At 67.3% G+C, this 25,867-nt stretch carries 24 protein-coding genes and 1 tRNA gene; 12 read left to right on the forward strand and 13 right to left on the reverse strand.

Translation table 11 applies throughout. The features are described 5' to 3' along the window. Positions 1 to 54 precede the first annotated feature (54 nt). The 3 genes from RDCOP1_RS13030 to RDCOP1_RS13040 are packed head-to-tail and all read left to right on the forward strand — an operon-like array spanning position 55 to position 2,775. A complete protein-coding gene (locus RDCOP1_RS13030; protein WP_072701143.1) occupies positions 55 to 573 on the forward strand; it encodes a copper chaperone PCu(A)C in 519 nt (172 codons plus the stop codon). Then, positions 566 to 1,738 (forward strand): Dyp-type peroxidase, encoded by a 1,173-nt coding sequence (locus RDCOP1_RS13035; RefSeq protein ID WP_072701145.1) that lies wholly within the window; start codon positions 566 to 568, stop codon positions 1,736 to 1,738. The genes RDCOP1_RS13030 and RDCOP1_RS13035 overlap by 8 nt, the downstream gene beginning before the upstream one ends. 26 nt (positions 1,739 to 1,764) lie before the next feature. Then, complete coding sequence (locus RDCOP1_RS13040) at positions 1,765 to 2,775, forward strand: R2-like ligand-binding oxidase (RefSeq protein WP_174555810.1); 1,011 nt, start codon at positions 1,765 to 1,767, stop codon at positions 2,773 to 2,775. A gap of 12 nt (positions 2,776 to 2,787) precedes the next feature. Here RDCOP1_RS13040 and RDCOP1_RS13045 read toward each other — a convergent pair whose 3' ends face one another. Beyond that, a complete protein-coding gene (locus RDCOP1_RS13045) occupies positions 2,788 to 3,900 on the reverse strand; it encodes a DUF7159 family protein (protein WP_231922862.1) in 1,113 nt (370 codons plus the stop codon). 306 nt (positions 3,901 to 4,206) lie between these two features. Here RDCOP1_RS13045 and RDCOP1_RS13050 point away from each other — a divergent pair, with 306 nt between their 5' ends. Then, positions 4,207 to 5,496 (forward strand): lipase family protein, encoded by a 1,290-nt coding sequence (locus RDCOP1_RS13050; RefSeq protein ID WP_072701149.1) that lies wholly within the window; start codon positions 4,207 to 4,209, stop codon positions 5,494 to 5,496. Positions 5,497 to 5,563: 67 nt separating this feature from the next. Here the strand turns inward: RDCOP1_RS13050 and RDCOP1_RS13055 are convergent, their stop codons facing one another. Further along, positions 5,564 to 7,501, reverse strand: a complete 1,938-nt coding sequence (locus tag RDCOP1_RS13055; protein WP_072701151.1) for an acyl-CoA dehydrogenase family protein — start codon at positions 7,499 to 7,501, stop codon at positions 5,564 to 5,566. 247 nt (positions 7,502 to 7,748) lie between these two features. On the opposite strand from RDCOP1_RS13055, the gene RDCOP1_RS13060 reads away from it, so the two are divergent. Further along, on the forward strand, positions 7,749 to 7,937 hold the full coding sequence (locus tag RDCOP1_RS13060) for a hypothetical protein (RefSeq protein ID WP_072701153.1): 189 nt from the start codon (positions 7,749 to 7,751) through the stop codon (positions 7,935 to 7,937). Between the two features lie 6 nt (positions 7,938 to 7,943). Here RDCOP1_RS13060 and RDCOP1_RS13065 read toward each other — a convergent pair whose 3' ends face one another. After that, entirely contained in the window at positions 7,944 to 8,372 is a 429-nt protein-coding gene (locus RDCOP1_RS13065; protein ID WP_111731612.1) for a hypothetical protein, read from the reverse strand. A gap of 117 nt (positions 8,373 to 8,489) precedes the next feature. On the opposite strand from RDCOP1_RS13065, the gene RDCOP1_RS13070 reads away from it, so the two are divergent. Both RDCOP1_RS13070 and RDCOP1_RS13075 read left to right on the forward strand, forming a co-directional pair. After that, on the forward strand, positions 8,490 to 9,017 hold the full coding sequence (locus tag RDCOP1_RS13070) for a peptidylprolyl isomerase (RefSeq protein WP_072701157.1): 528 nt from the start codon (positions 8,490 to 8,492) through the stop codon (positions 9,015 to 9,017). A 10-nt stretch (positions 9,018 to 9,027) separates the two neighbouring features. Beyond that, positions 9,028 to 9,954 (forward strand): rhomboid family intramembrane serine protease, encoded by a 927-nt coding sequence (locus RDCOP1_RS13075; protein ID WP_072701159.1) that lies wholly within the window; start codon positions 9,028 to 9,030, stop codon positions 9,952 to 9,954. Here RDCOP1_RS13075 and RDCOP1_RS13080 read toward each other — a convergent pair. Together RDCOP1_RS13080 and crgA are read right to left on the reverse strand one after the other, a co-directional pair. Continuing rightward, positions 9,939 to 10,391, reverse strand: coding sequence for a PH domain-containing protein (locus RDCOP1_RS13080; RefSeq protein ID WP_111731611.1), 453 nt, complete (start codon positions 10,389 to 10,391; stop codon positions 9,939 to 9,941). The genes RDCOP1_RS13075 and RDCOP1_RS13080 overlap by 16 nt on opposite strands. An 86-nt stretch (positions 10,392 to 10,477) precedes the next feature. Further along, on the reverse strand, positions 10,478 to 10,744 hold the full coding sequence (gene crgA / locus RDCOP1_RS13085; protein WP_072701480.1) for a cell division protein CrgA: 267 nt from the start codon (positions 10,742 to 10,744) through the stop codon (positions 10,478 to 10,480). Between the two features lie 123 nt (positions 10,745 to 10,867). Between crgA and RDCOP1_RS13090 the strand changes: the two genes are divergently transcribed. Both RDCOP1_RS13090 and RDCOP1_RS13095 read left to right on the forward strand, forming a co-directional pair. Then, entirely contained in the window at positions 10,868 to 11,593 is a 726-nt protein-coding gene (locus RDCOP1_RS13090) for a DUF881 domain-containing protein (RefSeq protein ID WP_072701163.1), read from the forward strand. 19 nt (positions 11,594 to 11,612) lie between these two features. Further along, entirely contained in the window at positions 11,613 to 12,275 is a 663-nt protein-coding gene (locus tag RDCOP1_RS13095; RefSeq protein WP_072701165.1) for an aminodeoxychorismate/anthranilate synthase component II, read from the forward strand. Between the two features lie 71 nt (positions 12,276 to 12,346). On the opposite strand, the gene pknB is transcribed toward RDCOP1_RS13095, so the two are convergent. The 7 genes from pknB to RDCOP1_RS13130 all read right to left on the reverse strand — a co-directional run bounded on the left by pknB (position 12,347) and on the right by RDCOP1_RS13130 (position 22,179). Continuing rightward, on the reverse strand, positions 12,347 to 14,260 hold the full coding sequence (pknB, locus tag RDCOP1_RS13100; protein ID WP_072701167.1) for a Stk1 family PASTA domain-containing Ser/Thr kinase: 1,914 nt from the start codon (positions 14,258 to 14,260) through the stop codon (positions 12,347 to 12,349). Beyond that, positions 14,257 to 15,816: a serine/threonine-protein kinase gene (locus tag RDCOP1_RS13105; protein ID WP_072701169.1), complete on the reverse strand. Its 1,560-nt coding sequence runs from the start codon at positions 15,814 to 15,816 to the stop codon at positions 14,257 to 14,259. The genes pknB and RDCOP1_RS13105 overlap by 4 nt, the downstream gene beginning before the upstream one ends. A gap of 1 nt (position 15,817) precedes the next feature. Beyond that, on the reverse strand, positions 15,818 to 17,302 hold the full coding sequence (locus tag RDCOP1_RS13110) for a peptidoglycan D,D-transpeptidase FtsI family protein (RefSeq protein WP_072701171.1): 1,485 nt from the start codon (positions 17,300 to 17,302) through the stop codon (positions 15,818 to 15,820). Further along, the gene (locus RDCOP1_RS13115; protein WP_072701172.1) at positions 17,299 to 18,744 is read right to left on the reverse strand and encodes an FtsW/RodA/SpoVE family cell cycle protein; all 1,446 of its coding nucleotides are present in this window, start codon (positions 18,742 to 18,744) and stop codon (positions 17,299 to 17,301) included. The genes RDCOP1_RS13110 and RDCOP1_RS13115 overlap by 4 nt, the downstream gene beginning before the upstream one ends. Next, positions 18,744 to 20,246 carry a PP2C family protein-serine/threonine phosphatase gene (locus RDCOP1_RS13120; protein ID WP_072701174.1) on the reverse strand — a complete coding sequence of 501 codons (1,503 nt, stop codon included), beginning with the start codon at positions 20,244 to 20,246 and terminating at the stop codon, positions 18,744 to 18,746. Before RDCOP1_RS13120 ends, RDCOP1_RS13115 begins: the two co-directional genes overlap by 1 nt. After that, on the reverse strand, positions 20,243 to 20,704 hold the full coding sequence (locus tag RDCOP1_RS13125) for an FHA domain-containing protein FhaB/FipA (RefSeq protein WP_072701176.1): 462 nt from the start codon (positions 20,702 to 20,704) through the stop codon (positions 20,243 to 20,245). The genes RDCOP1_RS13120 and RDCOP1_RS13125 overlap by 4 nt, the downstream gene beginning before the upstream one ends. Before the next feature lie 155 nt (positions 20,705 to 20,859). Beyond that, positions 20,860 to 22,179 (reverse strand): FHA domain-containing protein, encoded by a 1,320-nt coding sequence (locus RDCOP1_RS13130; protein WP_072701178.1) that lies wholly within the window; start codon positions 22,177 to 22,179, stop codon positions 20,860 to 20,862. 202 nt (positions 22,180 to 22,381) lie between these two features. On the opposite strand from RDCOP1_RS13130, the gene RDCOP1_RS13135 reads away from it, so the two are divergent. Next, positions 22,382 to 22,467 (forward strand) — tRNA-Leu (locus tag RDCOP1_RS13135). Between the two features lie 416 nt (positions 22,468 to 22,883). Here RDCOP1_RS13135 and RDCOP1_RS13140 read toward each other — a convergent pair. Further along, positions 22,884 to 23,207: an alpha/beta hydrolase fold domain-containing protein gene (locus tag RDCOP1_RS13140; protein WP_072701180.1), complete on the reverse strand. Its 324-nt coding sequence runs from the start codon at positions 23,205 to 23,207 to the stop codon at positions 22,884 to 22,886. Positions 23,208 to 23,485: 278 nt separating this feature from the next. Between RDCOP1_RS13140 and RDCOP1_RS13145 the strand changes: the two genes are divergently transcribed. Both RDCOP1_RS13145 and RDCOP1_RS13150 read left to right on the forward strand, forming a co-directional pair. Continuing rightward, positions 23,486 to 23,827 (forward strand): hypothetical protein, encoded by a 342-nt coding sequence (locus RDCOP1_RS13145; RefSeq protein WP_072701182.1) that lies wholly within the window; start codon positions 23,486 to 23,488, stop codon positions 23,825 to 23,827. Positions 23,828 to 24,372: 545 nt separating this feature from the next. Then, positions 24,373 to 25,845 (forward strand): adenylate/guanylate cyclase domain-containing protein, encoded by a 1,473-nt coding sequence (locus RDCOP1_RS13150; protein WP_072701184.1) that lies wholly within the window; start codon positions 24,373 to 24,375, stop codon positions 25,843 to 25,845. Positions 25,846 to 25,867 lie beyond the last annotated feature (22 nt).

Consider the following 25,867-nt stretch of genomic DNA (forward strand, 5'->3'; position numbering starts at 1 on the left):
GCTTCTGCCGGCGATCGGCGCGCGCGTGCGCGCTCACCCCTCACTGGAGTAACCATGACGAAATTCCGTGGCACCACCTTGATCCTCGCTGCAGCAGTAACTGCGGCCTCCTTCCTCACCGCGTGCGGTTCCGGCGACAGCGCGACCACCTCGGCGGACGCTCTCGTCGTGTCCGACGCATGGGTCAAGGCGGCCGACGAAGGCATGACGGGAGCATTCGCCGAACTCGAGAACACCGGCGGCAGCGACCTGCACATCGTCGCCGTGTCGAGCCCGAGCGCGGACCGTGCCGAACTGCACGAGATGGCTCCGGCCGAGGGAAGCGCGATGGTGATGCGCGAAATGGCCGACGGCCTCGTCGTCGGTGCCGAAAGCACCCACACGCTCGCTCCCGGCGGTGACCACCTGATGCTCATGGACATCCTCGAGCCGATCACGCCGGGCAGCGACGTGACGTTCACCCTGGAGTTCGAGGACGGTTCGACGAAGGACTTCACCGCCCAGGTCCGCGACTTCGCGGGAGCGCAGGAAGAGTACGAACCGGCCACCGAGGGGTCGGGCCACGGTGGCTGATCTGAGCCGCCGCCGTCTGCTCGGCGGCGGTCTGGTGGCCGTAGGCGCCGCCGGACTCGCGGCGGCCGGTGGCGGCGCAGCGGTCGCCTCTCGAACACCGGAGCGGATGGGTTCGGCGACCGTCGATCCCCACGGCGCTCACCAGGCCGGTATCGAGACACCGCCGCAGGCGTTCGCGTCGTTCGTCGCGCTCGACCTGGCGGACGGGCTCGATCGCGACGGGCTGACCGGAATCATGAAGGTGTGGGCCGAGGACATCCGGCGTCTCGCCGCCGGACGGCCCGCGCTGGGCGACACCGAGCCCGAACTGGCGGTGGACCCGGCTCGCCTCACGATCACCGTCGGTTTCGGGCCTGCGGCGTTCGATGTCGCAGGTCTGCCCGACCGTCGGCCGTCCTGGTTGCGTCCCCTGCCGGCGTTCGCTGTGGACCGTCTCGAAGACCGGTGGTCGGGCGGTGACCTGGTGCTGCAGGTCTGTGCCGACGATCCCGTGGTGGTGTCCCATGCGACCCGCACGTTGACGAAGAACGTGCGATCGCTGGCGACGGTGCGCTGGGTTCAGCGGGGATTCCGGCATGCCGTGGGTGCCAGACCGGACGGGATGACCATGAGAAATCTGATGGGTCAGGTCGACGGCACCGTCAATCCGGCACCCGGCGGTCCGGATTTCGACCGGCAGGTGTGGAACCAGGGCGACCCGGAGTGGCTCCGCGGCGGAACCTCACTTGTGTTCCGCCGGATCCGGATGGAACTCGACACGTGGGACGAACTCGACCGGCCCGCGCGCGAACTCACCGTCGGCCGGACTCTGTCCAACGGGGCCCCGCTCACGGGCACCGAGGAGCGCGACGACGCGGATTTCGAGGCCACGGACAGGTACGGAATCCCGGTCATCCCGCCGGAGTCGCATGTCGCCAGGGCGCGTCCGCGGACCGCCGACGAGCAGTTTCTGCGTCGGGGGTACAACTACGACGACGATGGCGCAGGGCTGTTGTTCGCGGCGTACCAGGCCGACGTGGACCGTCAGTTCGTTCCCGTACAGCAACGGCTCGCCGAGCACGATGCCCTCAATCAGTGGATCACGCCGATCGGGTCCGCGGTGTTCGTCGTTCCCCCCGGCTTCGGTCCGGAGGGCTATCCGGGCGACACGCTCCTGGGCCGGTGAACTCGCGCCGGACGTGCCGGTGACGAATGCTTCCGGGACGCCCCGGGCGGGGTTACCCTCGGGGTGTGACCGGAAGCACACAGACACGTCTCGGGTTCGCGTCGCTGCGGGAAGGCGGTCTCAACTGGGACGCCTTCCCGCTCCGGCTCTTCGCGAAGGGCAACGCGAAATTCTGGGACCCTGCGGACCTCGATTTCTCGCGCGACGCGGCCGACTGGGAGGCGCTCAACTCCGAGCAGCGTCGCAGCTCGACCTATCTCGTCGCCCAGTTCGTCGCGGGTGAAGAAGCCGTCACCCAGGACATCCAGCCGTTCATGCGCGCCATGGAAGCCGAGGGGCGGATCGGCGACGAGATGTATCTGACGCAATTCTGCTTCGAGGAGGCCAAGCACCTTCAGGTGTTCCGGCTGTGGATGGACTCGGTGGGGCTCACCTCCGACCTCCACCCCTATGTCGCCGACAATCCGTTCTACCGGCAGCTCTTCTACGACGAGCTGCCGAACTCGCTGCGACTGCTCGAGTCCGATCCGTCGCCGGCCAACCAGGTGCGCGCGAGTGTCACCTACAACCACGTGATCGAGGGAAGTCTCGCGCTCACCGGCTACTACGCCTGGCAGAAAGTGTGCACGACGCGCGGCATACTTCCCGGAATGCAGGAGTTGGTCCGGCGGATCGGCGACGACGAGCGCAGGCACATGGCCTGGGGTACGTTCACGTGCCGTCGGCACGTCGCGGCAGACGACTCCAATTGGGCTGTGGTGCAGCAACGTATGAACGAGTTGCTTCCGATGGCTCTCGGCATGATCGGCTGGGTCAACGATCAATTCGACGAACAGCCGTACGGGCTGGATCCCGACGAATTCGTTTCCTACGCCGCCGACCGGGCGGAACGGCGCCTCGGTGCCATCGAATCGGCCCGGGGTCGTCCCGTGGAGGAGATCGACCTCGACTACTCACCCGAATCTCTCGAGGAGAAGTTCGGGGCGGAGGACGCAGCGGAGCTGGCGTCGATCGGTGACGGGGGAGACGGAGCCTAGAACTGCTCGGGTTCAGAGCAGGAACGCGACCGCGACGACCAGCAGGAGCACTGTCACCAGCACGGCGACAGCGATCCGCATCGTGTCCGGTCTGCCCTCCGCGGCCTCGAACGGCTCGTCGTCCGGAACGTCGGAGTCGAGGTGGGCGTCGACTGTGGTCACCACGGCGGCGGGGGACTTCTTCGTCTCGTACGGCTCGTCGAGTGCTTTCAGGCGTGCGATGCCGCCGGTGAGCACGTCGGTTTCGTCGTACGAAGGGGGCAGACCGATCCGGGTCTTCTTCGTTTCGCGCGCCGGAGTGAACCCAGCCGCGAGGATCGCCGCGCCGAGGGCGGCGGTCTGTTCCGGTCCCGGTCCGACGAGACTGCGCACCATCAGCTTCGTGGCCAGGCTGTTGGCGATTTCCTGAATGTGCGACCGGTCGCGGGCGACGAGTCCGTCACCCATCACGACGACCGCGTCGAGGTTGTCGGACAACCACCCGAACGATCCGAGTGCGGAGGCGAGCTGCGCCGCCGGTGACGGTGAATTCTTGACGGGAACCCGGAACGCCTTCCCTACGGGCACACCCGAACGTACAAGTGTCACAGTCGAACCCACGTCGTCGACATGATAGACCCCGACGAGCTGGCCCGGCGTCTCCGAGATCTCCGAGGCATACCAGGTGGCAGCCGCCTGGGCGTCCGAGACGAGGTCGACGTGCCGGAGATCGGCGAAATCGAGTGCCGCGCGCAGGGTGGCGACGGTCGCGGGGTCCCAGTGCGAGGGGTAGGTCGCGGTGTATCCGGGGTCGCTGTCCTTGTCCATGCCACCGAATGTCGGCAGCGGATGACATTCCGTGAGCAGACAGTGGATCGCCGTAGCCATCGCATCTTCCGCGCGGTACACACGGCCGTCGCTCGCCGAGACGCCGGCCGGGTCGCCGACGCGGGAAAGGAAACCGGTGAGCGTGCGGATTTCGTCGTCGGCCCGGGCGGACCCGCCGAGGAAGGTCGACTCGTCCCGTCCGATGTGAAGAACGGTGTCTCGCGCGATGACGACCGGGTCGGGAGTGCCGGGTTCGTTGGACGCGACCACCGCGGTGGACACGATCCTGCCGATTCGGAGCCCCACCCCGATTGCCATGACTCTCCCCTCGTCTGCCGATCCGGGTACATCTTGCTACCGGGATCACCCCGTGTGGTTGTGCCGCGCCGCGACCATGATCATCGTGGTTCAGGACATACCACGCAGCAGGTGTCGCGCAAGAGTCCTCCGGTCGAGTGGGCGTATCAGGACCCGCGACCGGCTTCTCGGGGCGCACATCCGGCCTGTTCGCGTCGGCTCCACTGCGAGGGCAGCATCTTACCGCTCGGTAATGTACGTGTTACAGTCCGTACCATGTGACCGAAGGCACGCCTAGGTCCGGGATGCGGTGGAGGAAATATGGGGATGGGCATGACCCGGAAATGGGCTGCAGCGGCGTTGACGTCGGCGGCCCTCATCGGAGGACTACTGGCGGTGCCGGCAACCGCGCACGCCGAGGGCGACTTCTACACGCCCCCCGCGCTGGAGCCTGCCGGGAATCCCGGAGACGTTCTCCGCAGCGAACCTTCCGATCTGGCGATCCGGGTCCCGACGGGCGACGGAGTCTTCCCCGCACAGGGGACTCGCATGTTGTACCGGTCGAACAACGCCAAGGGCGCCCCGAACGCTGTGGGCGGTACCTATCTCGAACCGACGGTCGCGTGGAACGGTGACGGCCCGCGCCCGCTCGTCGCGGTGGCGGTCGGTACCCACGGTCAGGGCGACCAGTGCGCCCCGTCGCGCAATCTCGGAACGCTCGTGCAGTACAACCCGCCGCTCGACCTGTTCACCGAGTACGAGTTGTTGTCGATCAATGCGTTTCTGCTGCAGGGCATTGCGGTCGTCGTGACCGACTACGACGGACTCGGCACCCCCGGTCACCACACGTACGTCAACCGCGCCGCCGAGGCGCACGCGGTGCTCGATTCGGTTCGCGCGGCGCTGAACCTGCCGGGAACGAGTGTCACGCCGGACAGCCCCGTCGGGTTGTACGGATACTCGCAGGGCGGTGGCGCCAGCGGTGCCGCAGCCGAACTCGCACCCAGCTACGCCCCGGAACTGAACCTGAAGGGCGCGTACGTCGGCGCTCCTCCGGCAGACCTGCTGGCGACCCTGAAGCAGATCGACGGAACGCTCCTCACCGGCGCCGTGGGCTACACGATCAACGGACTGGTCGAGGCCTACCCGGAGATCGGCCCCGAGGTGGACGCCGAGATCAACGATCGCGGCCGCGCGATGCTCGCCTCGGTCGCGAACCAGTGCGTCCCGGAAACCGTCGCCACCCTCGCATTCCAGCGCACCGCAGACTTCACACGTACCGGTGAACCACTCGACGTGGTGGTCGGCCGGCTTCCGCAGGTCCAGAAGGCTATCGACGAACAGCGGATCGGCCGTATGACCCCGCAGATTCCGGTGCTTCTCCAGCACGGCACGCAGGACGACACCGTCCCGTACGGTCAGGGCCGTCAGCTCGCACTGGATTGGTGCGAGAAGGGTGCGACCGTGCAGTTCCACGCCGATCCGACGCCACCGATCCTGCCGGGATTCGTGATCAACCATGCGGTGCCGCTGTTCTCGGGCCTGCCGGTCGCGGTCCAGTATCTCGATGCGCGTCTGCGTGACGCCCCCGCGCCTTCCAACTGCGGCGCATTCTGACCGACCCTCTTACGGCAACGGCCCGCGCTCGTCTTGAGCGCGGGCCGTTGTGGTTTCCCGTCGGCGCCTACACGACGTGGCGGGTATCCGTGATCCGGCGAGCGACGTTCTCCTCTGTGGACGGACCCGGAGTCCATTCCGCGATCCACGGCCCCGTTCCTTCGCTCGCATCCAGGATGCCGTTCTCGAGCCAGCTGTAGCGACCGTCGAGAACACCGCGGGTGAGCTTCCGATCGGGATCGTCGGTGTTGCTCCACAAGGCGTCGAACAGCGCCTCGACCCGCAGCCGCGACTGGTGGCAGAACGCATCGGCGAGTTCGTACGCGGCGTCCGCGCCCGGGTGCCCGTCTGCGCGTTGGCGTTCGGCGCGCACGCAACAGGCGGACATCGCGAACAGTTCCGCACCGATGTCGACGATGCGGCCGAGGAAGTTCTGCCGCTTCTCGAGACCACCTTGCCACCGGGCCATGCCGTAGAACGTCGACCTGGCGAGTTTGCGCGAGCTCCGTTCGACGAACCGGAGATGGGTTGCGAGAACGCCGAATTCGGTGAACGTTCCGGGAAGACGGCCCTTGCCGGCCACCAGCGAGGGCAACCACTTGGCGTAGAAGCCACCTGCCTTCGCCGCGGCGCGCGCCTTGGTCTCGAGAGATGCCTTGGGATCGATGAGGTCGCCGGCGGCACGAAGGTGCGTGTCGACGGCTTCTCGGGCCACCAGTAGCCGCATGATCTCGCTCGAGCCCTCGAAGATGCGATTGATGCGCAGATCGCGCGACATCTGTTCTGCGGCCACGGCCCGCTCGCCGCGCGCGGCGAGCGACTCGGCTGTCTCGTAACCGCGGCCCCCACGGATCTGGATCAGCTCGTCCGCGATGGCGCAGCCCATCTCACTGGCCCACAACTTCGCGAGCGCCGCTTCGATCCGGATGTCGTTGCGCTCTTCGTCGTTCATCTGCCCGGAGAGTTCCACCACCGACTCGAGGGCGTAGGTGGTTGCGGCGATGAACGAGATCTTGGCGGCCACCGCCTCGTGTTCGCCGAGGGCCTTGCCCCACTGCACCCGGACCCCCGACCACTCGCGAGCGATCTTGAGTGCCCACTTGCCGGCGCCGGCGCACATCGCCGGTATGGCGAGCCGGCCGGCGTTGAGTGTCGTCAGGGCGATCTTGAGGCCGTCACCTTCACGTCCGACGAGGTTCTCAGCGGGCACGCGCACCTTGTTCATGCGCGTCAGGCCGTTCTCGATGCCTCGTAGGCCCATGAAGGAGTTGCGGTGTTCGACCGTGATGCCCGGCGAATCGGCTTCGACGACGAACGCCGAGATGCCGCCGCGATGCCCTTCGCTCTTCGGGACCCGCGCCATGACCACAAGCAGTTCGGCGATGACACCGTTCGTCGTCCACAGTTTCACGCCGTCGAGTTCGTACGCTTTGCCGTCCTCCACCGGAACCGCACTCGTGGCGAGTCGTGCGGGGTCGGATCCGACGTCCGGTTCGGTGAGCAGGAAAGCCGAGATCGCACCACGAGCGCATCGCGGAAGGAACCGCTTCTTCTGCGCGGGGGTGCCTGCGAGTTTCAGCGGTTCGGGCACACCGATGGACTGGTGTGCCGAGAGCAACGCTCCCAAGCTCGGGTGTACGCAGGCGACGAGCATCAGCGCCCGGTTGTAGGCGACCTGCGACAGTCCCAGGCCGCCGTACTCCTCGGGAATCTTCATGCCGAAGCAGCCGAGTTCGGCGAGGCCCCGGATGTAGTCGTCGGGGATGCGGGCGTCGCGTTCGATCACGGGGCCGCTCATGTCCCGGCACAGATTCCGCAGCGACGTCAGAAACTCTTCGGTGCGTGCGTCTTCGTCGGGGGTGGGGCGGGGGAACGGATGGACGAGGTCGAGCGTGAAGCGGCCGAGGAAGAGGTGTTTCGCGAACGACGGCTTGGTCCAGTCCGCCTCCCGTGCTTCTTCGGCGACCTCACGGGCCTGCTGTTCGGTGACGCGGGTGTCTGCCATTTCTGCCTCCAGAAGGGCTTGCCTACCGGCGAGTATCCACCCTCGTGTGTTGCGCGTCACAGAAATGGCTGGAATGGTACCGGCGGGTAATTGCCTGTGAAGACCCTGGATCTGTGAATCAGATCACAGCATTGCGACGGCTGCTCGAGATGCTCGGCCCGCGGATCGCGCCTACGCTCGAGTAGTCACCGTCGACGCGTCCGCCCGTCAATCCTCGTCGATCCTCGAGATCGAGTCGGAGGCGACCATGGCATTCCTGGCATCCGTACCAATTCTTCTCGCGCTCGTCGCGCTGCTGTACTTCGTCTCGTGCCGCATCGTGGACCATCAGATCCGCAGTGCCGAACGCGAATACGGCCGTGCACCGAGCGAGCCGACGATGGGACCCGAGCCTGCGGTGCCGCCTGTGGTGCCCGGGGTTCCCGCCCCGCGCTGACCGGGTTCAGTCTGCGGTGCTCGCGGTCGCGTCCGTGGCGACCGGACGAACGCGCGGAGGCTCCGGCGCGATAGGCGGGTGAGCCGGCCGACGACTCCGGTACAGCGCGACCGCACCGAGTACCAGCGCGGTGAGAGCACCCGTCGTGAGCAGGGCTTTACGGCCCGGCGACGGTGCCTTACGCCGACGGGGTGCGGGGGTGAGCGCCGCGGACTTCTCCCGCCGGACCTCCTGCGCGCGGTCGACGAAATTCTTCGTCAGTTCCAGTCCCTGGCGGGTGAGCAGGATGCCTGCCGCCGCAGAACCCTGCGCCAACGTGGCCGCGCCGTCGCCGGCAACGTGCAGCGCGTCGCTCAGGCTTCCCGATCGGGCGAGGGGATATACGAGGTCGGGGAGGGAACCGTGGCCGGTGCGGGAGTCGCTCGCCTTCTTCATGGGTTCCACTCTTCCATAAGGTCGTCTCTGTTCGGCGTCCGTCGCCGGGTGTCGTGGGAAAGGGCGTAGGGGGAAGGACTCAGTGGACGCCCGAGACAGGAATGGCACCATAGGGGAATGACGTCACCGAATCAGACAGCAACCGCCACACTCCATACCAACCGCGGAGACATCGTGATCGCGCTCTTCGGCAACCACGCCCCGAAGACCGTGGAGAACTTCGTCGGCCTCGCCACGGGAACCAAGGAATACAAGTCCGCGAACGCCAAGGGCGAGTCCAGCGGACCGTTCTACGACGGCTCCGTCTTCCACCGCGTGATCGACGGCTTCATGATCCAGGGTGGCGACCCCACCGGCACCGGCCGTGGCGGCCCGGGCTACCAGTTCGGCGACGAGTTCCACCCGGAACTCCAGTTCGATCGCGGTTACCTGCTCGCCATGGCGAACGCCGGCCCGGGCACCAACGGTTCGCAGTTCTTCATCACCGTCGGCCCGACGCCGCACCTCAACCGTCGCCACACCATCTTCGGTGAGGTCGTCGACGCCGACTCGAAGAAGGTCGTCGACGCCATCGCCACCACCAGCACCGATCGCGCCGACCGCCCGGTCGACGAGGTCGTCATCAACAGCATCACCATCTCCTGAGAGAAGTGCCATGACGAACCCCGGCTGGGGTCCTGCGGCCGAGGACGGTGGTCGGCAGCCCCAGCCGCGGTGCGTCCGCCACCCCGATCGCCCAACCCTGCTCACCTGCACACGCTGCGGCAGACCGTATTGCCCCGAGTGCCTGCGTCCGGCTGCGGTCGGGCAGCACTGTGTGGATTGTGTGGCCGAGGCAGCTCGCTCCACCCCTCAGACCCGGACCGTCGCGGGCGCGCCGGCCCGCTCGGGGAGGGCCACCCCGATCGTGACGTACACGCTGATCGCGTTGAACGTTCTGGTCTTCCTCTTCACCGCGGCGCAGTCCAGCAGTGTCATGAACAACGAGCGGTCGTCGCCGCTGTTCCTCGACTGGGCACTGTGGCCTCCGGCGATCGCCGTCAACGGCGAGTACATCCGCATTCTGGGTAGCGGATTCCTGCACTTCGGAGTGATCCATCTTGCGGTCAACATGTTCGCGCTGTGGATCATCGGCCGCGACACCGAACTGGTTCTCGGGCGTGCTCGCTACCTGTCCGTCTATCTGATCTCGATCCTCGGCGGCTCCGCAGCGGTGATGTTGTTGCAGACGGGAGCCGTCACCGCCGGCGCGTCCGGCGCGGTCTTCGGGCTGCTCGGGGCACAGGCTGTGATCTTGATGAGGCTTCGCCGCAGTCCCGCTCCGGTACTGGCGGTCGTGGCCCTCAACGTGTTCATCAGCATCACGATCCCCGGGATCTCGCTCTGGGGACATCTCGGTGGTCTCGTGGCCGGTGCCGCCGCCACCGCCGCACTGCTGTACGGGCCGCAGTCGTTCCGTGCCGGCACCGATCGCAAGCGCGTCGTTCGCACGGGATGGTTCGCGCTCGCCGCGGTCGCCGTCGTCGTGCTGGTGACGGTCGTGTTCGCGGTACTGCGACTACGGGCTCAGCTGGGCTTGTGATCGGGTGCCAGCCCCCGCGCGCCGAGTGCTTCGTGCACCGCGCGGGGGTCGGCCCCGAGGTCCCAGCGACCGAAGATCATCAGATTCTCCGAGCCGTCGGCGTCGATCGTGTCGATCTCGAGCATCGGCACCCGGCGGCCCATTCGGGGGTACTCGACGAGGCGCACACGGTGCAGCGCTGCGGCCGGGTACTCACGTCGTCCGGTCAGCCGGGTCACGGCGAGCCCCGACGATCCGGGCAAGACCTCGAGCCGGGGTCTCTGGCGCCACGCCGAGGCTGCGAACAAGAGCACCAGTAGAGCCGCGAATCCGACTAGAACGCGACCGGCGGCGTCGACTGCCGTCACCGCGGCCACGGCGAGCGCGACACCACCGACCGCGAGCGCCACGACGGCGCCCGGGGGAGTCGACCACCGTGGTGGGTTGTCGGCGCTCACGTCAGCCCTCATATCGCTTTGTGCACAGGGTTATCCCCAGGTGGGGATGAATAACAAAGATGTAATCCACAGGAGCGAGCGCGCTTTCAGCGCCACCTCATCGTCATGACGAGACCGACCACCATGAACCCGAATCCGATGAGGAAGTTGTAGGCCCCCAGCGAATTCATCCAGGAGATCTGTTCTGCGGCAAGGTAATACACGACCAGCCACAACAGACCGATGATCATCAGGCCGAGCATCACCGACACGTAGAGGGTGCTCGACGGCGCAGCCTTCACCTTCACCGGTGTGCGGCTCACCGTCCGGGCCGTCGCGCTGTCGTCCTTCTTACGTACCTTCGACTTGGGCATCATGTCCTCGTTCTTGCGACTCCGCCTGTGCCGGACGAGCGGAGTAAGTTGGGCAGCTACCTGTGCTGTATACGCTAACGCTGTCCTGTTCACGCTAACGTAAGGCCGGATCGGAGGGGTGAGGTGTCCGAGTGGCGGCTGCGCCGGGTGGCCTGGGGTTCTGCGACCCTGGCCGTGTGTCTCGTCGGCGGGTTGCTGATCGGCACGACCCGCGGCGTCTCCGACGGCAACGAACTCCGCATCGGCGACTCGCAGCGCCTGTCCGACCTCGTGCGGGCCGCGCAGGCCGATACCGAGGATCTCGCGAACACCCGTGACGACCTCGCGGCGCAGGTTGCGCAGGTTCAGGCGCGCGTCGCCGCGACCGACGACGACGTCGCATTCGTGCTCGACGAACTCGCCTCCGTCGCCGACCCGGCGGGACAGACCGCGCTGCGCGGGCCGGGAGTCACGGTGACGCTCACCGACGCGTCGCGCGACGCCGACGGAAAATACCCCTCCGGGGCGTCGCCGGACGATCTGGTGGTGCACCAGCAGGACGTCCAGAGCGTGCTCAATGCGATGTGGGCCGGCGGTGCCGAGGCGATCTCGATGCAGGACCAGCGGATCGTCGCCACGTCGGCACCGCGCTGTATCGGCAACACTCTGCTGCTCCACGGCCGCACGTATTCCCCGCCCTACGTCATCACCGCTCTGGGCGACCCGTCGCGGCTCGAGACGGCCCTCGACGCCGAACCGGGGATCAGGCTCTACAAGCAGTACGCCACCCGCTACGGGCTGGGCTACACCCAGACCAGCGGCGACGACATGTCTGTCCCCGCCTATACCGGGGGCGCACCCACCCGCTGACCGTCGGTAACCTCATGGCATGCGCATCCTGGTCGTCGACAATTACGACAGCTTCGTCTTCAACCTGGTCCAGTACCTCGGCCAGCTCGGCACGAAGGCCGAAGTGTGGCGCAACGACGACGAACGGCTCACCGCTCCGGGCGCACTGGCCCGCGTCGCCGACGAGTTCGACGGAGTGTTGCTGAGCCCCGGCCCGGGCACCCCGGAACGCGCAGGAGTCAGCATCGACCTCGTCAAGGCGTGCGCCGAGACGAGCACACCGCTGCTCGGCGTGTGCCTGGGTCACCAGTCGATCGGTGTCGCTTTCGGCGCGACGGTCGACCGAGCGCCGGAACTGCTGCACGGCAAAACGAGTGTGGTGCGGCACAACGACACCGGTGTCCTCGCGGGCCTTCCCAGTCCGTTCACCGCCACCCGCTACCACTCGCTGACCGTGCTTCCCGAGACCATGCCCGCCGAACTCGAGGCGACCGGTCACACCGAGAGCGGTGTGATCATGGCGCTGCGCCACACAGAGCTGCCGATCCACGGCGTGCAGTTCCATCCCGAATCGGTGCTCACACAGGGTGGTCACCGGATGCTCGCGAACTGGCTCGGCATCTGCGGTGAGGCGCCGGAAGAAGAGCTTGTCGCGCAGCTCGAGGCCGAAATGGCTCGCGCGCTCGACGGTGGCGCTGCCTGACCTGTTCGACCCCTCGACGAGGAAAGGTCCCGGACGCAATGTCCGGGACCTTTCTCGTCAGGCGGTGACGATCAGCGGATTCCGAGTACGCCGACGCCGATCGTGATGGTCTGGGTCTTGGAGATCTCCGAGCCCGGAGGCTGCGCCTGCGTGATCACGGTGCCCACCAGGTCGGGCGAGAGTGTCGCTTCCCGGGTCTGCACGAGATCGGACGCGGAGCCGGTCCATCCGGCGCTCCGCAGCGCGGACAACGCCTCCGAGACCGAGCGGTTGGTGACCACCGGCATCTCGATGCGATCGCCGTTGGAGACCTTGATCGTCACCGTCGAGCCCTGGGCGGCGGATGCGCCGCCCGCCGGGGACGTCGAGACAACCGTGCCGTCGGGCTCGCTCGAGTCGACTTCCTCGACGACGACCTCGAAGCCTGCGCCTTCGATGTTGCCGGTTGCCACCGAGGTGGCCTGGCCGACCACGTTGGGGACGCGCACCTGTTCCGGGCCGGATCCCAGCGTGATGGTGACCTCGCCGTCGCGCTCGATGCTCGCACCTGCCGCGGGGCTCTGACTCACCACGAGATCCTCGTCGTCGGCCTCCGAGGGTGCCCGCTGCACATCCGAACCGAGACGAAGGCCCACGGCCGCGAGTTCCTGCGCGGCTCGCTGCTGCGTCATCCCGCTGAGGCGCGGAATCTGCACCTGCTCCGGCCCGCTCGACACTTCGAGCGTCACCGTCGAACCCTCTTCGGCCTGCGTACCCGGCACGGGACGGGTGTTGATGACGTTGCCCTTGGCTACCACCGGGTCGTTCTTCTGCTGGATGGACACCCGGAAACCGGCGTCCTGCAACTGGGCCTCCGCGACCTCCGAACTCAGGTTGCGCACGTCGGGGACCGCGACCTGGGCGGCGGTCGAACCGGGACCGAGCGACCACAGGAACACACCGACGATGCCCACCACCACCAGCGCGACGATGCCGAACAGTACCCGCTTGGCGATCGATCCGCCGCCGCCCGAGTCGTCGTCGCCCGGCCCGTTGCCCGCCGGAACGGTCGGTGCCACCCGTGCGTGGCGTCCGGGGTTCGTGTCCGCCGAGTCGAGGAGGGTGGTGCGGTCCTCGTCGGTCATCACCATCGGAGCGCTGGGTCGTTGACCGTTGAGCACCCGGATCAGGTCGCTGCGCATCTCCGCGGCCGACTGGTAGCGGTTGGCGGGGTTCTTCGCCATCGCCTTGAGGATGACCGAATCAAGCTCCGGCGGAATCGACGGATTGACGGACGACGGCAGCGGTGGATCCTCCCGGACGTGCTGGTACGCCACCGCCACGGGCGAGTCACCCTTGAACGGGGGTTCGCCGGTGAGGATCTCGAAGAGCACACATCCGACGGAGTACACGTCCGAGCGCGCGTCGACCTGCTCGCCGCGAGCCTGCTCGGGCGAAAGGTACTGGGCCGTGCCGATCACGGCGGCGGTCTGCGTCATCGGGCTGGCGGCGTCGGAGAGCGCGCGGGCGATGCCGAAGTCCATGACCTTGACGGCGCCGGCCTTGTTGATCATGACGTTGGCGGGCTTGACGTCCCGGTGCACGATCATGTTGCGGTGGCTGAAGTCCAGTGCGGCGCAGACGTCGGCGATGACCTCCATCGCGCGCTTCGGTGCCATCGGGCCGTCCCGGCGCACGATGTCGCGCAGGGTGTCGCCCTCGACGTACTCCATGACGATGTACGGCAGTGGCCCGGCGTCGGTCTCGGCTTCGCCCGTGTCGTAGACCGCGACGATCGCGGGATGATTGAGGGCCGCCGCGTTCTGGGCTTCACGACGGAAACGCAGGTAGAACGTGGGGTCGCGGGCGAGGTCCGCGCGCAGGACCTTGATCGCCACGTCCCGGCCGAGCCTTGTATCCCGCGCGAGGTGCACCTCGGACATGCCGCCGAAGCCGAGGATCTCACCCAGCTCGTACCGAGAGGAGAGCTTGCGCGGTGTGGTCATGACGTTCCTTGGGTGTCCGGCGGTGCGTTGTTCGTACCGTTGCTGGCTTCGGGATCTGGGGCCCCGCCGTCGGCGTCTCCGTCCGCCTCACCGTCGGTTTCGCCGGCAGCCGGCACCGTCACCGTGGTCGTGGTGGTTGCGGGTGGCGCGGTCGTCGTGGTGGGGACGGTCGTGGTGGGCGCCTCCGTCGTCGGCGGCACCGTGGTGGTGGGCGGGACGGTGGTCGTGGGGGTGGGCGCGTCGAAGGTCGGCGTCTCCACCGGAGCCGGCGCGGGCGCAGGCTGCTCGGCGGTGGTCGTCCGCGGCGGCCGGGTGGTCGTCGTGGTGGGACGGGCCGTCGTCGTGATCTGTGTGGTCGGCGATGGCCCGGGGGTCTGCGTCCCCTCGTCCTTCCCACCGAACAAGACGATGCCCAGCGTCACGAGAGCGAGCAGGATCGCCGCACCCGCGGCCCACGCCAGAGCGGTCGGGCTCGGTGCGCGCCTGCCATCGCCGCCGTCACCGGATGACCCGCCCGTGGTCGGCGGTCCCGAAACCGGGGGCTGTCCGGCCGTCGGTGGCATCGCGCCGGTCTGCGGCTGGGTGTAGGCGGTCGGAGAGTAGTACTGGTTCGGGTCGAGCGCGCGGGTCGCCGCGGTCGGTGCCCCGGTGCCGGGCACCCCTGGCGGCAGCACACGGTTTGCGCTGGTCACCGGCGGAACATTGCCGGGCGGCGGCGCGGGCCGACCGGAACGGACCGCGGCCACGGCGTTGGCGAACTCGCTGCCGTTCGAATACCGCTGCGACGGGTCCTTCGAAATCGCGATCCCGATGAGCTCACGCACCTCGGGCGGCAGATCGTTCGGCAGCGGAGCCGGCGTCTCCTGGACGTGCTTCATCGCCACCGTGACCACGCTGTCGCCCAGGAACGGACGGCGGCCCGACAGCACCTCGTAGCCGACGATGCCCAGCGAGTAGACATCACTCGCCGACGTCGCCTCCTGGCCGAGCGCCTGCTCCGGCGCAATGTACTGGGCCGTGCCCATCACCATTCCGGTGCGGGTGACCGGCGACGCGTCGACAGCCTTCGCGATGCCGAAGTCCGTGATCTTCACCTGACCCGTCGGGGTGATGAGGATGTTGCCCGGCTTGACGTCGCGATGCACGACGCCGGCGTTGTGCGCGGCCTGGAGCGCGCGCCCGGTCTGCTCGAGCATGTCCAGGGCGTGGGGGAGCGACAAGCGGCCCACCCGCGACAACACAGCGTTGAGCGGCTCACCGTGGACCAGTTCCATCACCAGGTAGGCGATGGACTGACCCTCGGTGTCGGTGGTCTCGCCGTAGTCGAAGACCCCGGCGATTCCCGGGTGGTTGAGCTGGGCCGTGGTACGTGCCTCGAACCGGAAACGGGCGAGGAAATCCTCGTCGCCGGAGAGTTCGGCCTTGAGAACCTTGACCGCGACCCGCCGGTCGAGCCGGGTGTCGAGACCCTCCCACACCTGACCCATGCCACCGGTGGCGATCAGGCGCTGGAGTCGATATCTGTCGGCGATCATGGCGCCGCTGCTCAAAGCCATGTCAGCCTCCCTGTAACCCGGCCGAGATCACGGCTCGTCCGATGGGCGCGGCCACGGAGCCGCCGGTCGCGGCGAGTGCACGGTCGCCACCGTCCTCCACGATCACCGCGATCGCGATGGTGGGTTGCTGCGCCGGCGCGAACGCGATGTACCACGTGTGCGGCGGAGTGTTCCTGGGATCGCTGCCGTGTTCCGCGGTACCGGTCTTCGACGCGATCTGGACACCGGGAACCGTGCCCTGCCCACCCGCGAAGTTCTCGGCGCCCACCATCAGTTCGGTGAGGGTCGAGGCGACCTGTGGCGGAATGGCCTGGCCCAGCGATTCAGGCGTGGTCTCGTCGAGGACGGCGAGGTCGGGACCCTGCAGGCGCTCGACGAGATACGGCTCCATCCGCACGCCGCCGTTGGCGATCGTCGCGGCGATCGACGCGTTCTCGAGTGGGGTGAGCGCCACGTCGCGCTGGCCGATGCTCGTCTGGCCCAGAGCGGCTCCGTCGGGGATGGGACCGATGGTGCTGGGCGCGACCGGCAGCGGCATCTCCATGTTCTCGTCGATGCCCAGGGCCTCGGCCTGGTCGACGAGGGCTTCCCGTCCGGTATCGATGCCCATCTCGACGAAAGCGGTGTTGCACGACCGTGCGAACGCCTCCCGCAGCGTCACCGTCGGCGCGCCGCCGCACGCGGCACCGCCGTAGTTCTCGAGGGTGGTCGCCGTGTCGGGCAGGGTGATCGTCGGGGCAGCGGTCAACTGCGTGTCGGGGGTGACGCCCGACTCGAGCGCCGCCGCCGTGACGACCACCTTGAAGGTCGAGCCGGGTGGGTAGGTCTGCGAGATCGCCCGGTTGAGCATCGGCTTGTCGGGGTCGGCGTTGAGTTCGTCCCAGGCCGCGGAAGTGGCGGCACCGTCGTGCCCGGAGAGGCGGTTGGGGTTGTAGCTCGGCGTGCTCACCATGGTCAGGATCCGGCCGGTGCTCGGCTCGATCGCGACGACCGACCCGGTGTAACCCCGGCTGGTCAGTTCGTCGTAGGCGACCTGCTGCATCAGGGGGTCGATCGTGGTGACCACGTTGCCGCCACGAGGATTGCGTCCGGAGACCAGGTCGAATAACCGCTGCCCGAACAGCAGGTTGTCGGACCCGTTGAGCACCGCATCTTCGGAGCGCTCGAGCCCGGTGCTCCCGTACTGCATGGAGTAGAAGCCCGTGACCGGCGCGTAGGCGAGCGGACTCATCGGCTGGTTCGGCGGCGCCGGGTACTCGCGCAGGTACTTGTAGCGGCTGTCGGTGGGGATCGAGACGGCGAGCGCTTGCCCCGCCGCGGAGATCTGGCCGCGCTGGCGGGAGTACTCGTCGATCAGCACGCGGGAGTTGCGCGGATCGGTGCGCAGATTGTCGGCATTGATGACCTGCACATACGTGGCGTTGGCGAGGAGGGCGACGACCATGAGCATCACCGCCATCGCGACCTTACGAAGCGGACCGTTCATTCGCGGCCCATCATTTCCGTCGGCGCGTCGGCGATCGGTGTGGCCTTCTTTCGGGGAACCGCGGGTTCGCGGGCAGCGTGGGAGATCTTCATCAGGAGTGCCAGGAGAAGATAGTTGGCGAGCAGGGACGAACCGCCGTACGACATGAACGGCGTGGTCAAGCCCGTCAGGGGGATCAGTTTGGTCACGCCGCCGACCACCACGAACAACTGGACCGCCAGGGTGAACGACAGGCCGGCGGCGAGGAGCTTGCCGAAGCTGTCGCGGACCGCCAGGGCGGTGCGCAGGCCCCGGATGATGAGGATCAGGAACAGCAGCAGGATTGCGGCGAGCCCGATCAGGCCGAGTTCCTCACCGATCGCGGCGACGATGAAGTCGGTTTTCGCGAACGGCACCTGCACCGGCCGGCCGCTGCCGAGACCGGTGCCGGCGACACCGCCCGTCGCGAGGCCGAACAGCGATTGAGAGATCTGGTAGCCGGTGTTGTTGTAGTCGGCGAACGGGTCGAGCCACGTCTCGACACGCACCCGCACGTGGCCGAACATCTGGTACGCGAAGTAGAAGCCGAGTGCGAGCAGCGAGAAGCCGATCACCAGCCAGCCGACACGCTCGGTGGCGATGTACAGCATCACGAGCACCGTGGTGAACAGCAGCAGCGACGTGCCGAGGTCCTTCTCGAACACCATCACACCGATGGACAGGACCCAGGCAGCGAGGATCGGACCGAGGTCGCGCGCTCGCGGGAAGTCCATGCCGAGGAAATGCTTGCCGGCGGTGGTGAAGAGGTCGCGCTTTGCGACGAGGACCGACGCGAAGAAGATGATCAGGAGGATCTTGGCGAACTCACCGGGCTGAATGCTGAACCCGGGCAGCTTGATCCAGATCTTCGCGCCGTTGACCTCGGAGAACCGTGAGGGCAGCAGGGCCGGAATCGCCAGCGCGACCAGGCCGATCAGGCCCAGGGTGTAGCTGTACCGGGCGAGCAGCCGGTAGTCGTGCAGGAAGGCGAGCACGAGGATGAACAGTCCGATGCCCAGCGCGGTCCACAGGACCTGCTGCGTGGCGTCGGGTGACGGCGCCGCCACCCCCATGTAGCGGGCGTTCTCCTGGTCTGCGAGATCGAGCCGGTGGATCAGCACCAGGCCCAGCCCGTTGAGCAACGCCACGATCGGCAGCAGGAACGGGTCCGCGTACTTGGCGAACCGGCGTACCGCGAGGTGCGCGACGAGGAACAACACCGCGTACGTGACGCCGTATTTGAGCAGATCGGGAGTGATCGTCTGCTCAAGGCTCGCCTCGACGAGTATCAGCGACACGGTGGTGATACCGATCGCACCCAGGATCAGGAGAAGTTCGGTGTTGCGACCTGTCGACTGAACCGGTGCCGGAGCGAAGCCACCCGGGGGACTCGGAAAGGCCCCCGCGCCATGGGTCACCGACATCAGGCGCCCACCCTGCAGTTCTGGCCGGGTATCTGCGGCGGTGCGGGAGGTGCCGCCGGTACCTCCGGAGTCGCCGACGGGGGAGCCGGAACCGGCTGGCCGCCGACCTCCGGTTCAGGTGTGGCCGGTGGCGCCGCAGGCGGTGACGTCTCGGCAGTCGGTGCGGGTGCGGCGTTGCCGTCCACACCGGGCGCCGGAGTCGCAGGCGGCGCCGGGACGGGTTCGCTCGGCAGTGCCTCCTCCACAGCGCACACCGGCAGCAGATCCATCTCGGCAAGGCGTGCCATCTGCGCGCTGGTGTCTTCGAGGTTGCCCGACGGCAACCCGGCGCGAACCTGTTCGCGAGCGGCAGGCCAGAGGTCGTCGACGAGCATGACGCGACACTGCGCGTCACCGGGCGCGCGCAGGGTCAGCTCGCCTTCGTCGGTGAGACACCCGACGAGGGCGGCTTCCTGCAGCGAGTACCCGAATACGTTTCCGGGGAGCCCGCGCAGCACGGTCACGGCTCCGTTGTCGTCGCCCACGTAGTAGTTGTTGCGCACGAGTTGGCGACCGACCACCAGGCCGACTGCGAGAAGCGCGACCAACGCGAGGATGACGAGCGGCCACCACAATCGGCTGCGTCTCTTCGGAGGTGTCTCGGGCGCCTGCACGATCACACGCTTCGGGACAGCGCGAGGCGGGCGCATCGCGGCGGCACGTCCCGCGGCGGTATTCGGGGGCGGAGCGTCCTCGTCGTCGTCGTTCGACGCAGCACCGGCGACGATCGGCTTGCTCTGCCCGTAGTCGAGGTCGATCACGTCGGCGACGACCACGGTGACGTTGTCGGGGCCGCCGCTGCGCAGCGCCAACTCGATGAGCCGGTCGGCGCACTCGTCGTGAGTGCCCTCGCGCATGGTGTTGGCGATCGTCTCGTCGCTCACGACATCGGACAGACCGTCCGAGCAGATCAGGTAACGGTCGCCGGCCCGGGCTTCGCGGACAGTGAGTGTCGGTTCGACCTCGGCGCCGGTGAGGGCGCGCATGATGAGCGAACGCTGGGGATGCGTGTGGGCCTGCTCGGCCGTGATGCGGCCTTCGTCCACCAGCGACTGCACGAACGTGTCGTCGCGGGTGATCTGGGTGAGCTGGTCGTCGCGCAGCAGGTAGGCGCGGGAGTCGCCGATGTGGGCGAGCCCGAGCTTGCTTCCGGCGAACAGGATCGCCGTGAGCGTGGTGCCCATCCCGTCCAGTTCGGGTTCTTCGTCCACCTGATCGGCGATCGAGGCATTGCCTTCGCGGACGGCCGAATCGAGCTTGCCGAGGAGGTCGCCACCGGGCTCGTCGTCGTCGAGATGCGCGAGCGCGGCGATCATCAGCTGGGAAGCGACCTCACCGGCCGCATGCCCGCCCATGCCGTCGGCGAGCGCGAGCAGACGCGCGCCGGCGTAGACGGAGTCCTCGTTGTTCGATCGAACGAGGCCGCGGTCGCTGCGGGCGGCGTAACGCAATACAAGGGTCACGGGCGGAGCTCGATCACGGTTTTACCCACTCGGACAGGCGTACCGAGAGGGACGCGGACAGCAGTGGTGACTTTCGCACGGTCCAGGTACGTGCCGTTGGTCGACCCGAGGTCTTCGACGTACCAGTCGGAACCTCGCGGCGACAACCGGGCATGCCGGGTCGATGCGTAGTCGTCGGTCAGCACCAGCGTCGAGTCGTCGGCGCGGCCGATGAGCACGGGCTGGGTGCCCAGGGTGATCCGGGTGCCGGCCAGGGCGCCGTGGGTCACCACGAGATACTTCGCGGTCTTGTTCCGGCTCAGCGACGGAAGCATCGACTGCTTCGGTGAATATCGAGGCAACGGTCTTGCGGTTCCCGCGTAGATATCCGACCGCAGACTGCGCAGTACGGACCAAACGAACAACCACAGCAGGAGAAGGAAACCCGCCCGGGTCAGTTGCAGAATCAACCCCTGCACGGCTCATCCTCCTTCGGCTCGGTCGACCGGCGTTTGCCGTCCGGTTCGCTGCGGTCACTCACAATACGGACACGGTCGACTCGATACAGCGTCCGACGCGCATTACACGCGTCGGACGGTGTCGACGGACCCCGTAGGTCCTGGTTATCCGCAGCTCAGAGAATGCGCACAAGGATCTCCGAGTGGCCCGCACGAACGATGTCACCGTCGGCGAGCTGCCAGTCCTGGATGGACGCGCCGTTGACGGTGGTGCCGTTGGTGGACCCGAGATCGGAGAGCATCGCGACCTGCCCGTCCCAGCGAATGTCGATGTGACGGCGGGAAACACCGGTGTCGGGGAGGCGGAACTGCGCGTCCTGCCCGCGACCGATGATGTTGCTGCCCTCACGGAGCTGGTAGTAGCGACCGCTGCCGTCTTCGAGCTGCAGGGTGGCCGTCAGCACGCGACCGGCAGCGGGGGACTGGTAGCCGCCACCCGCGTAACCCTGGTCGTACGCCGGGTCGGCGTAACCCTGCTGGCCGTACGACTGGGCCTGGTAACCCTGATCGGCGTAACCCTGGTCGTAACCGCCGCCCTGCTGCGGGGCCTGGTAGCGATCGTCGTAACCCGGTTGCCCGTACTGCTGGCCGGCGTCGCGGCCGTAGTCCTGGCTGTAGGCCTGCGGCTGCGCGCCGTAAGCCTGCTGGTCGTAACCGCCCTGCTGGTCGTAGGCACCTTGTTGCTCGTAGCCACCTTGCTGCGAGTAGCCCTGCTGGTAACCCTGCGGGTCGTAGTTCTGGTCGCTGTAGGCCTGCTGGTCGTAACCACCCTGGTCGCCGTAGCCACCGCCCTGGGGCGGGCTGTCGTAGCCACCCTGCTGCGGGTCGCTGTAGGCCTGGCTCCCTGCGTAACCCCCGCCGTTGTTGTAGCCCTGTGCGTAACGCTGATCCTGGCCGACGTGCGCGTGACCGTTGCGTGCGTACTGCGATTCCGCCTCGGCGGGGTCACGGCTCGGTTCGTAGCCGGGGTTCTGCGTCATGGGGCCAACTCCTGGTTCGGGTGTCACTGTTGGGCGGTTCTGCGGGTTCCGCGGAGCCGGGGCGCGCGCCGCTGAGCGCCCCACATCGGGATCAACCGAGCCGCGCGTCCGAAACTGCCCTGTGTGCAGTGCCGGCGACGACTCGAAGACGACATGGATGTCACCGTACGTCTGCCATCCCTGTTCCCGGATGAAGTCATCAAGGTGACGCGCGAAGGCCTTGACAGTCAAGTCCCGGTCGGCAGCGAGGGCCTCATGGTCGGATTCGCTGATGGTGATCACGTATTTGTTCGGTGCCAGCGTGTGGCCCCGGTCGAGCTGCTGGACGCCGTCGGTCGCCTCTTGCTGCAGGGCAGCTTCGACTTCCTGAGGAACGACGCCGCCGCCGAACACGCGGGCGAAAGCGTCGCCGATAGCGGACTGAAGCTTGCGTTCGAATCGTTGGGCGATACCCATTGCGACCCCCTTTCAGGTCTCCGCGTGTCGTGATGCAGATCGTGCCACTGCATGGTATCGACTTTTTCTCCATTTGGACCCGGCGGCGCCCCGCGCGTGTTCCAGACGGTCCTTCTCGGAGGGTTGGGAAGACGGTGATATGCCCCTGACCAGGCGAATCGTTGTTTGAATAGGAGCTGTGTTACTGTTTTTTGCGTTGCTCGGGCGAGTGGCGGAATGGCAGACGCGCTGGCTTCAGGTGCCAGTGTCCTTCGGGACGTGGGGGTTCAAGTCCCCCTTCGCCCACCAGAAGCAGTTCCACGAACTGCGACGAACGAGGTCACGAACTCGAAAGAGATCGGGGCCTCGTTTTTCGTTTCGATGGGACCTCGAGCTCGCCGCACCGCACCCGGTGGGCTCCGATCGGAATTAGCCACGACCTCATCGACCACAGGAGCGGTCTTCGGTGAGGTCGAGGAAGGGTGTGATTACTTCGCGCCGCTCGCTCTGTCTCGTCGCCGCGAGGCCGGGTCCGTGGCCGTCGCTTCGGGTGGATCCTCGTTCGGTGACCGCCCGTAGGAATGCGCGTCGTATCCGGAGCAGTCGGATCTGAAACGCCAGTGTCTCCGTGATGTGGGTGTCATGGTTCGTTCTGTGTACAAGTGTGAGCGTGATTCGCTCGGATACGGTTGTGGCGAAACAGATTGAACGGATGCGGCGCGGCGCTATCGGACGCCGAAGCCGATGCTCGATGAGAAACCGGGAATGTCGGGCGCGGCCAGGACTGCGTTCCAAGCGAATTCGTGGGTCTCACGGGTCCGCACGGAAGGTCTGCCCGAGTACGGGCGGCTGGACGTACTGGTGTTGCGATGGTCGAGCAGGGGCAGCACAGGAGCTGTTCGGTGATTCACAAGCCCGCCGAGGTCGCGGACCATCAGTGATACCGGCGGCGCGCCTCCTCCCGCGCTCGTGCCCGCGACCACGATGCGATCGGGATCGGCGCCGAGCTCGTCGGCGTGGTCGGTGATCCACCGCAGGCCCCGAGCCATTCCAACGGAATGTCCAACTGGGAGAATTGGTCTCCCAGGATCATGCCGCCACCGTGCATCCAATAGATGCGGCGCGTTCGACGACGGCGACGGAGGTGCTCACAACCAGCCTTGCTTTCGGATGTTTTCGTCCGTAGATCGATGATGCTATCCGTGTCGGCGCCGACCACCCTGGCGACGTTTCACCGAACGGAACGTAACGGTCGGATTGTGATTAACGATGACCAGCGGGAGGGTGCGGCCACCCGCACCAGAGGAGGACGCTCGTGCTTACTCGAATGGTTACTCGAACCCTGGTGACGGCCGCGCTCGCCTTCGGCGCCGTGCTGACAGCAGCGTCGGGAGCGTCGGCGAACACACCCGACGACCCGTACGGCTTCAATGCGATCCGCGACCGCACCGACTACTTTGTCGCCCCGTTCGACCCGGGTGCGTTGGTCGGCGCGAACGCCCACAAGCCGATCATCCTGAGCCCGTACGGCGCCAGGCACAAGATCGAGTGTCGCGGCGACGGGCACTACGTGTCGATCCACGACTGCGTGCAGTACGACACGAACGGTGTCGCGCACGAACTTCGCTTGCTGGCCAACCCGATTCGCCCCGTCTACGTGTATATCTGACCCCCGAGTGCCCTTTTCGGCCACTACAGGTGGGACGGCGACGAACGAGGGGAGTCGCGTGCTGTTGCTGCCCCCGGCGGCGTTGATCTGGGGTTGGCTGAGGTACAACCGGAGGACGGATCCGCGTCCTCCACCCGGGCCGCGCAGGTCGGCGCCGCACACCCGGTAGGCGCGTAGGTTCCTACCGGCAACGTCGGCTCCGGGGCCGATGCGGGGTCCAGGCGACCGGTGTCCGCGAAGTGCGAACCACGAACTTCCGCACTGACGTCCACGCGTACGGCCCGCACGCCGCGACCCACGCGACCGCGGCATTGCCGACGATGTCAGCGCTCTCATCGAAGCGGCCATGTCCAGGAACCGGGCGAACGTCCGACGCTGGTGGATGCTGGGCGGCCTGCTCCGCGACGCTCAGCGGGCGCACGAGGTCCCGGTCGACGACATGGAGCGGTTCCACGAACTACACAGAACGAGGTCACGAACATGAAAGAGATCGTGACCTCGTTTTCAATCGTGGCGGGGGCGGGTCGCCACCTATCGTGGTGTGCATGGATCCGCCCGTGACGCGATACATCCAGCGCGACGGTGACGCACTGGCGTACCAGGTGGTGGAGGGAGGACCCCACCCGGTCGCGTGGTTCTTCGAGGACATGATGCACCCGGACCTGATGTGGACCGATCCACATCTGCACTACAACTTCGAACGTTGCTCCAGTTTCGCCCGCTCGCTGTTCTTCCAGCGCCGTGGCTTCGGATTGTCCGATCCCGTCGACCACGTCCCGACACTCGAGGAGCAGGCGGACGACATCCTCGCAGTGCTCGACGACGCCGGTGTCGCGCAGGCCACGATGGTCGGAGCGGTCAGCACCTGCGGGGCAGCGGCGCTCGCGGCCGCTCGGCGCCCCGACCGGATATCCGGACTTGTTCTCGCACAACCGTGGTCCGAGGCGCTGGTATCTGGGGAGGACGGGCCGCCGGCGGGTTGGACGTCCGACGAAAGGGACCGGTTCGTCGACTCCCATCGCCGCGCGTATGCACGCTGGGGTCAAGGTGAACTCGCCGCGCTCGCTCACCCCGCACTCGACCGTCCACACAACCGCCGCATCATGGCTTTGCTCGAACGATGTTCGGCCACACCGGAAACTGCTCGGCAACACCTCGAATGGGCCTTTCAGGTGAACTACTCGTGGGTGCTGCCGACGGTCCAATGCCCGACTGTCGCATTGCACCAGCCCGACACCCTGTTCGCCCGAGAGGCGGTTCGGCGGATAGCCGATCTCGTGCCGAACGGTCTGTTCCACGACCTTCCTCCGATTCCGGCCGGCGCAACTCTCGGTGAGGCGCTGATCCCGGTGATCGACCATGTCGAAGAACTCGCGACAGGGGTCGTCAGGCCGGTCGACGCGGATCGCTTCCTGGGCGCTGTCCTCTTCACCGATGTCGTGCGCTCGACCGACCTGCTGGCCGAGGTCGGTGACGTCCATTTCGCGACTCTCCTCGCCGCACACGACAGGTCGGTCCGCTTCGAGGTGGAGGCAGGCGGGGGAAGGTTGGTCGGTCTCGCGGGGGACGGAACGCTGAGTGTGTTCGACGGTCCTGCGGCCGCTCTCGAATGCGCGCACCGGATCATCCGGACTGCGACGAGCCTTGGACTGTCGGTCCGTTCCGGTGTGCATGCCGGGACGGTGACCCGTGCCGGTCCCGAGCTGACAGGGATGACCGTGCATGTCGGCGCACGCATCGCCGCTTCAGCCGGGCCCGGGCAGGTGAGGTGCTCCCGGACCGTGCGCGATCTCGCGGTCGGCGCCGGACTCGACTTCACCGATCTCGGTGATCATCGACTCAAGGGCGTCCCCGGTCAGGTGCGGATGTTCGCGGCGACGAACGGGGAGCGTTTCGTCCAGCCGGCGGCGGCGCCTCGCCCCACTCTGGCCGACCGGGCAGTGCTGACCATGGCACGCCGTGCGCCCGGCATGCTGCGTGACCTCGGTCGTCTCTCGAGTCGGCGCAACCGATCGTGAAGCCCCGGGTTGCGCAGAGTCG

Source organism: Rhodococcus coprophilus NBRC 100603 (genome assembly GCF_001895045.1).
GTDB lineage: Bacteria > Actinomycetota > Actinomycetes > Mycobacteriales > Mycobacteriaceae > Rhodococcus > Rhodococcus coprophilus.

Excerpts from the sequence above, each read along its gene's own strand:
- RDCOP1_RS13115 (WP_072701172.1), bottom strand. The coding sequence starts at position 18,744 with ATGTCGGTGACCCATGGCGCGGGGGCCTTTCCGAGTCCCCCGGGTGGC.
- RDCOP1_RS13045 (WP_231922862.1), bottom strand. The coding sequence starts at position 3,900 with ATGGCAATCGGGGTGGGGCTCCGAATCGGCAGGATCGTGTCCACCGCG.
- RDCOP1_RS13060 (WP_072701153.1), top strand. The coding sequence starts at position 7,749 with ATGGCATTCCTGGCATCCGTACCAATTCTTCTCGCGCTCGTCGCGCTG.
- RDCOP1_RS13110 (WP_072701171.1), bottom strand. The coding sequence starts at position 17,302 with ATGAACGGTCCGCTTCGTAAGGTCGCGATGGCGGTGATGCTCATGGTC.
- RDCOP1_RS13105 (WP_072701169.1), bottom strand. The coding sequence starts at position 15,816 with ATGGCTTTGAGCAGCGGCGCCATGATCGCCGACAGATATCGACTCCAG.
- RDCOP1_RS13145 (WP_072701182.1), top strand. The coding sequence starts at position 23,486 with ATGGTTACTCGAACCCTGGTGACGGCCGCGCTCGCCTTCGGCGCCGTG.
- RDCOP1_RS13130 (WP_072701178.1), bottom strand. The coding sequence starts at position 22,179 with ATGGGTATCGCCCAACGATTCGAACGCAAGCTTCAGTCCGCTATCGGC.
- crgA (WP_072701480.1), bottom strand. The coding sequence starts at position 10,744 with ATGCCCAAGTCGAAGGTACGTAAGAAGGACGACAGCGCGACGGCCCGG.
- RDCOP1_RS13040 (WP_174555810.1), top strand. The coding sequence starts at position 1,765 with ATGCTTCCGGGACGCCCCGGGCGGGGTTACCCTCGGGGTGTGACCGGA.
- RDCOP1_RS13055 (WP_072701151.1), bottom strand. The coding sequence starts at position 7,501 with ATGGCAGACACCCGCGTCACCGAACAGCAGGCCCGTGAGGTCGCCGAA.
- RDCOP1_RS13140 (WP_072701180.1), bottom strand. The coding sequence starts at position 23,207 with ATGGCTCGGGGCCTGCGGTGGATCACCGACCACGCCGACGAGCTCGGC.
- RDCOP1_RS13050 (WP_072701149.1), top strand. The coding sequence starts at position 4,207 with ATGGGCATGACCCGGAAATGGGCTGCAGCGGCGTTGACGTCGGCGGCC.
- RDCOP1_RS13150 (WP_072701184.1), top strand. The coding sequence starts at position 24,373 with ATGGATCCGCCCGTGACGCGATACATCCAGCGCGACGGTGACGCACTG.
- RDCOP1_RS13030 (WP_072701143.1), top strand. The coding sequence starts at position 55 with ATGACGAAATTCCGTGGCACCACCTTGATCCTCGCTGCAGCAGTAACT.
- RDCOP1_RS13070 (WP_072701157.1), top strand. The coding sequence starts at position 8,490 with ATGACGTCACCGAATCAGACAGCAACCGCCACACTCCATACCAACCGC.
- RDCOP1_RS13075 (WP_072701159.1), top strand. The coding sequence starts at position 9,028 with ATGACGAACCCCGGCTGGGGTCCTGCGGCCGAGGACGGTGGTCGGCAG.
- pknB (WP_072701167.1), bottom strand. The coding sequence starts at position 14,260 with ATGACCACACCGCGCAAGCTCTCCTCTCGGTACGAGCTGGGTGAGATC.
- RDCOP1_RS13095 (WP_072701165.1), top strand. The coding sequence starts at position 11,613 with ATGCGCATCCTGGTCGTCGACAATTACGACAGCTTCGTCTTCAACCTG.
- RDCOP1_RS13065 (WP_111731612.1), bottom strand. The coding sequence starts at position 8,372 with ATGAAGAAGGCGAGCGACTCCCGCACCGGCCACGGTTCCCTCCCCGAC.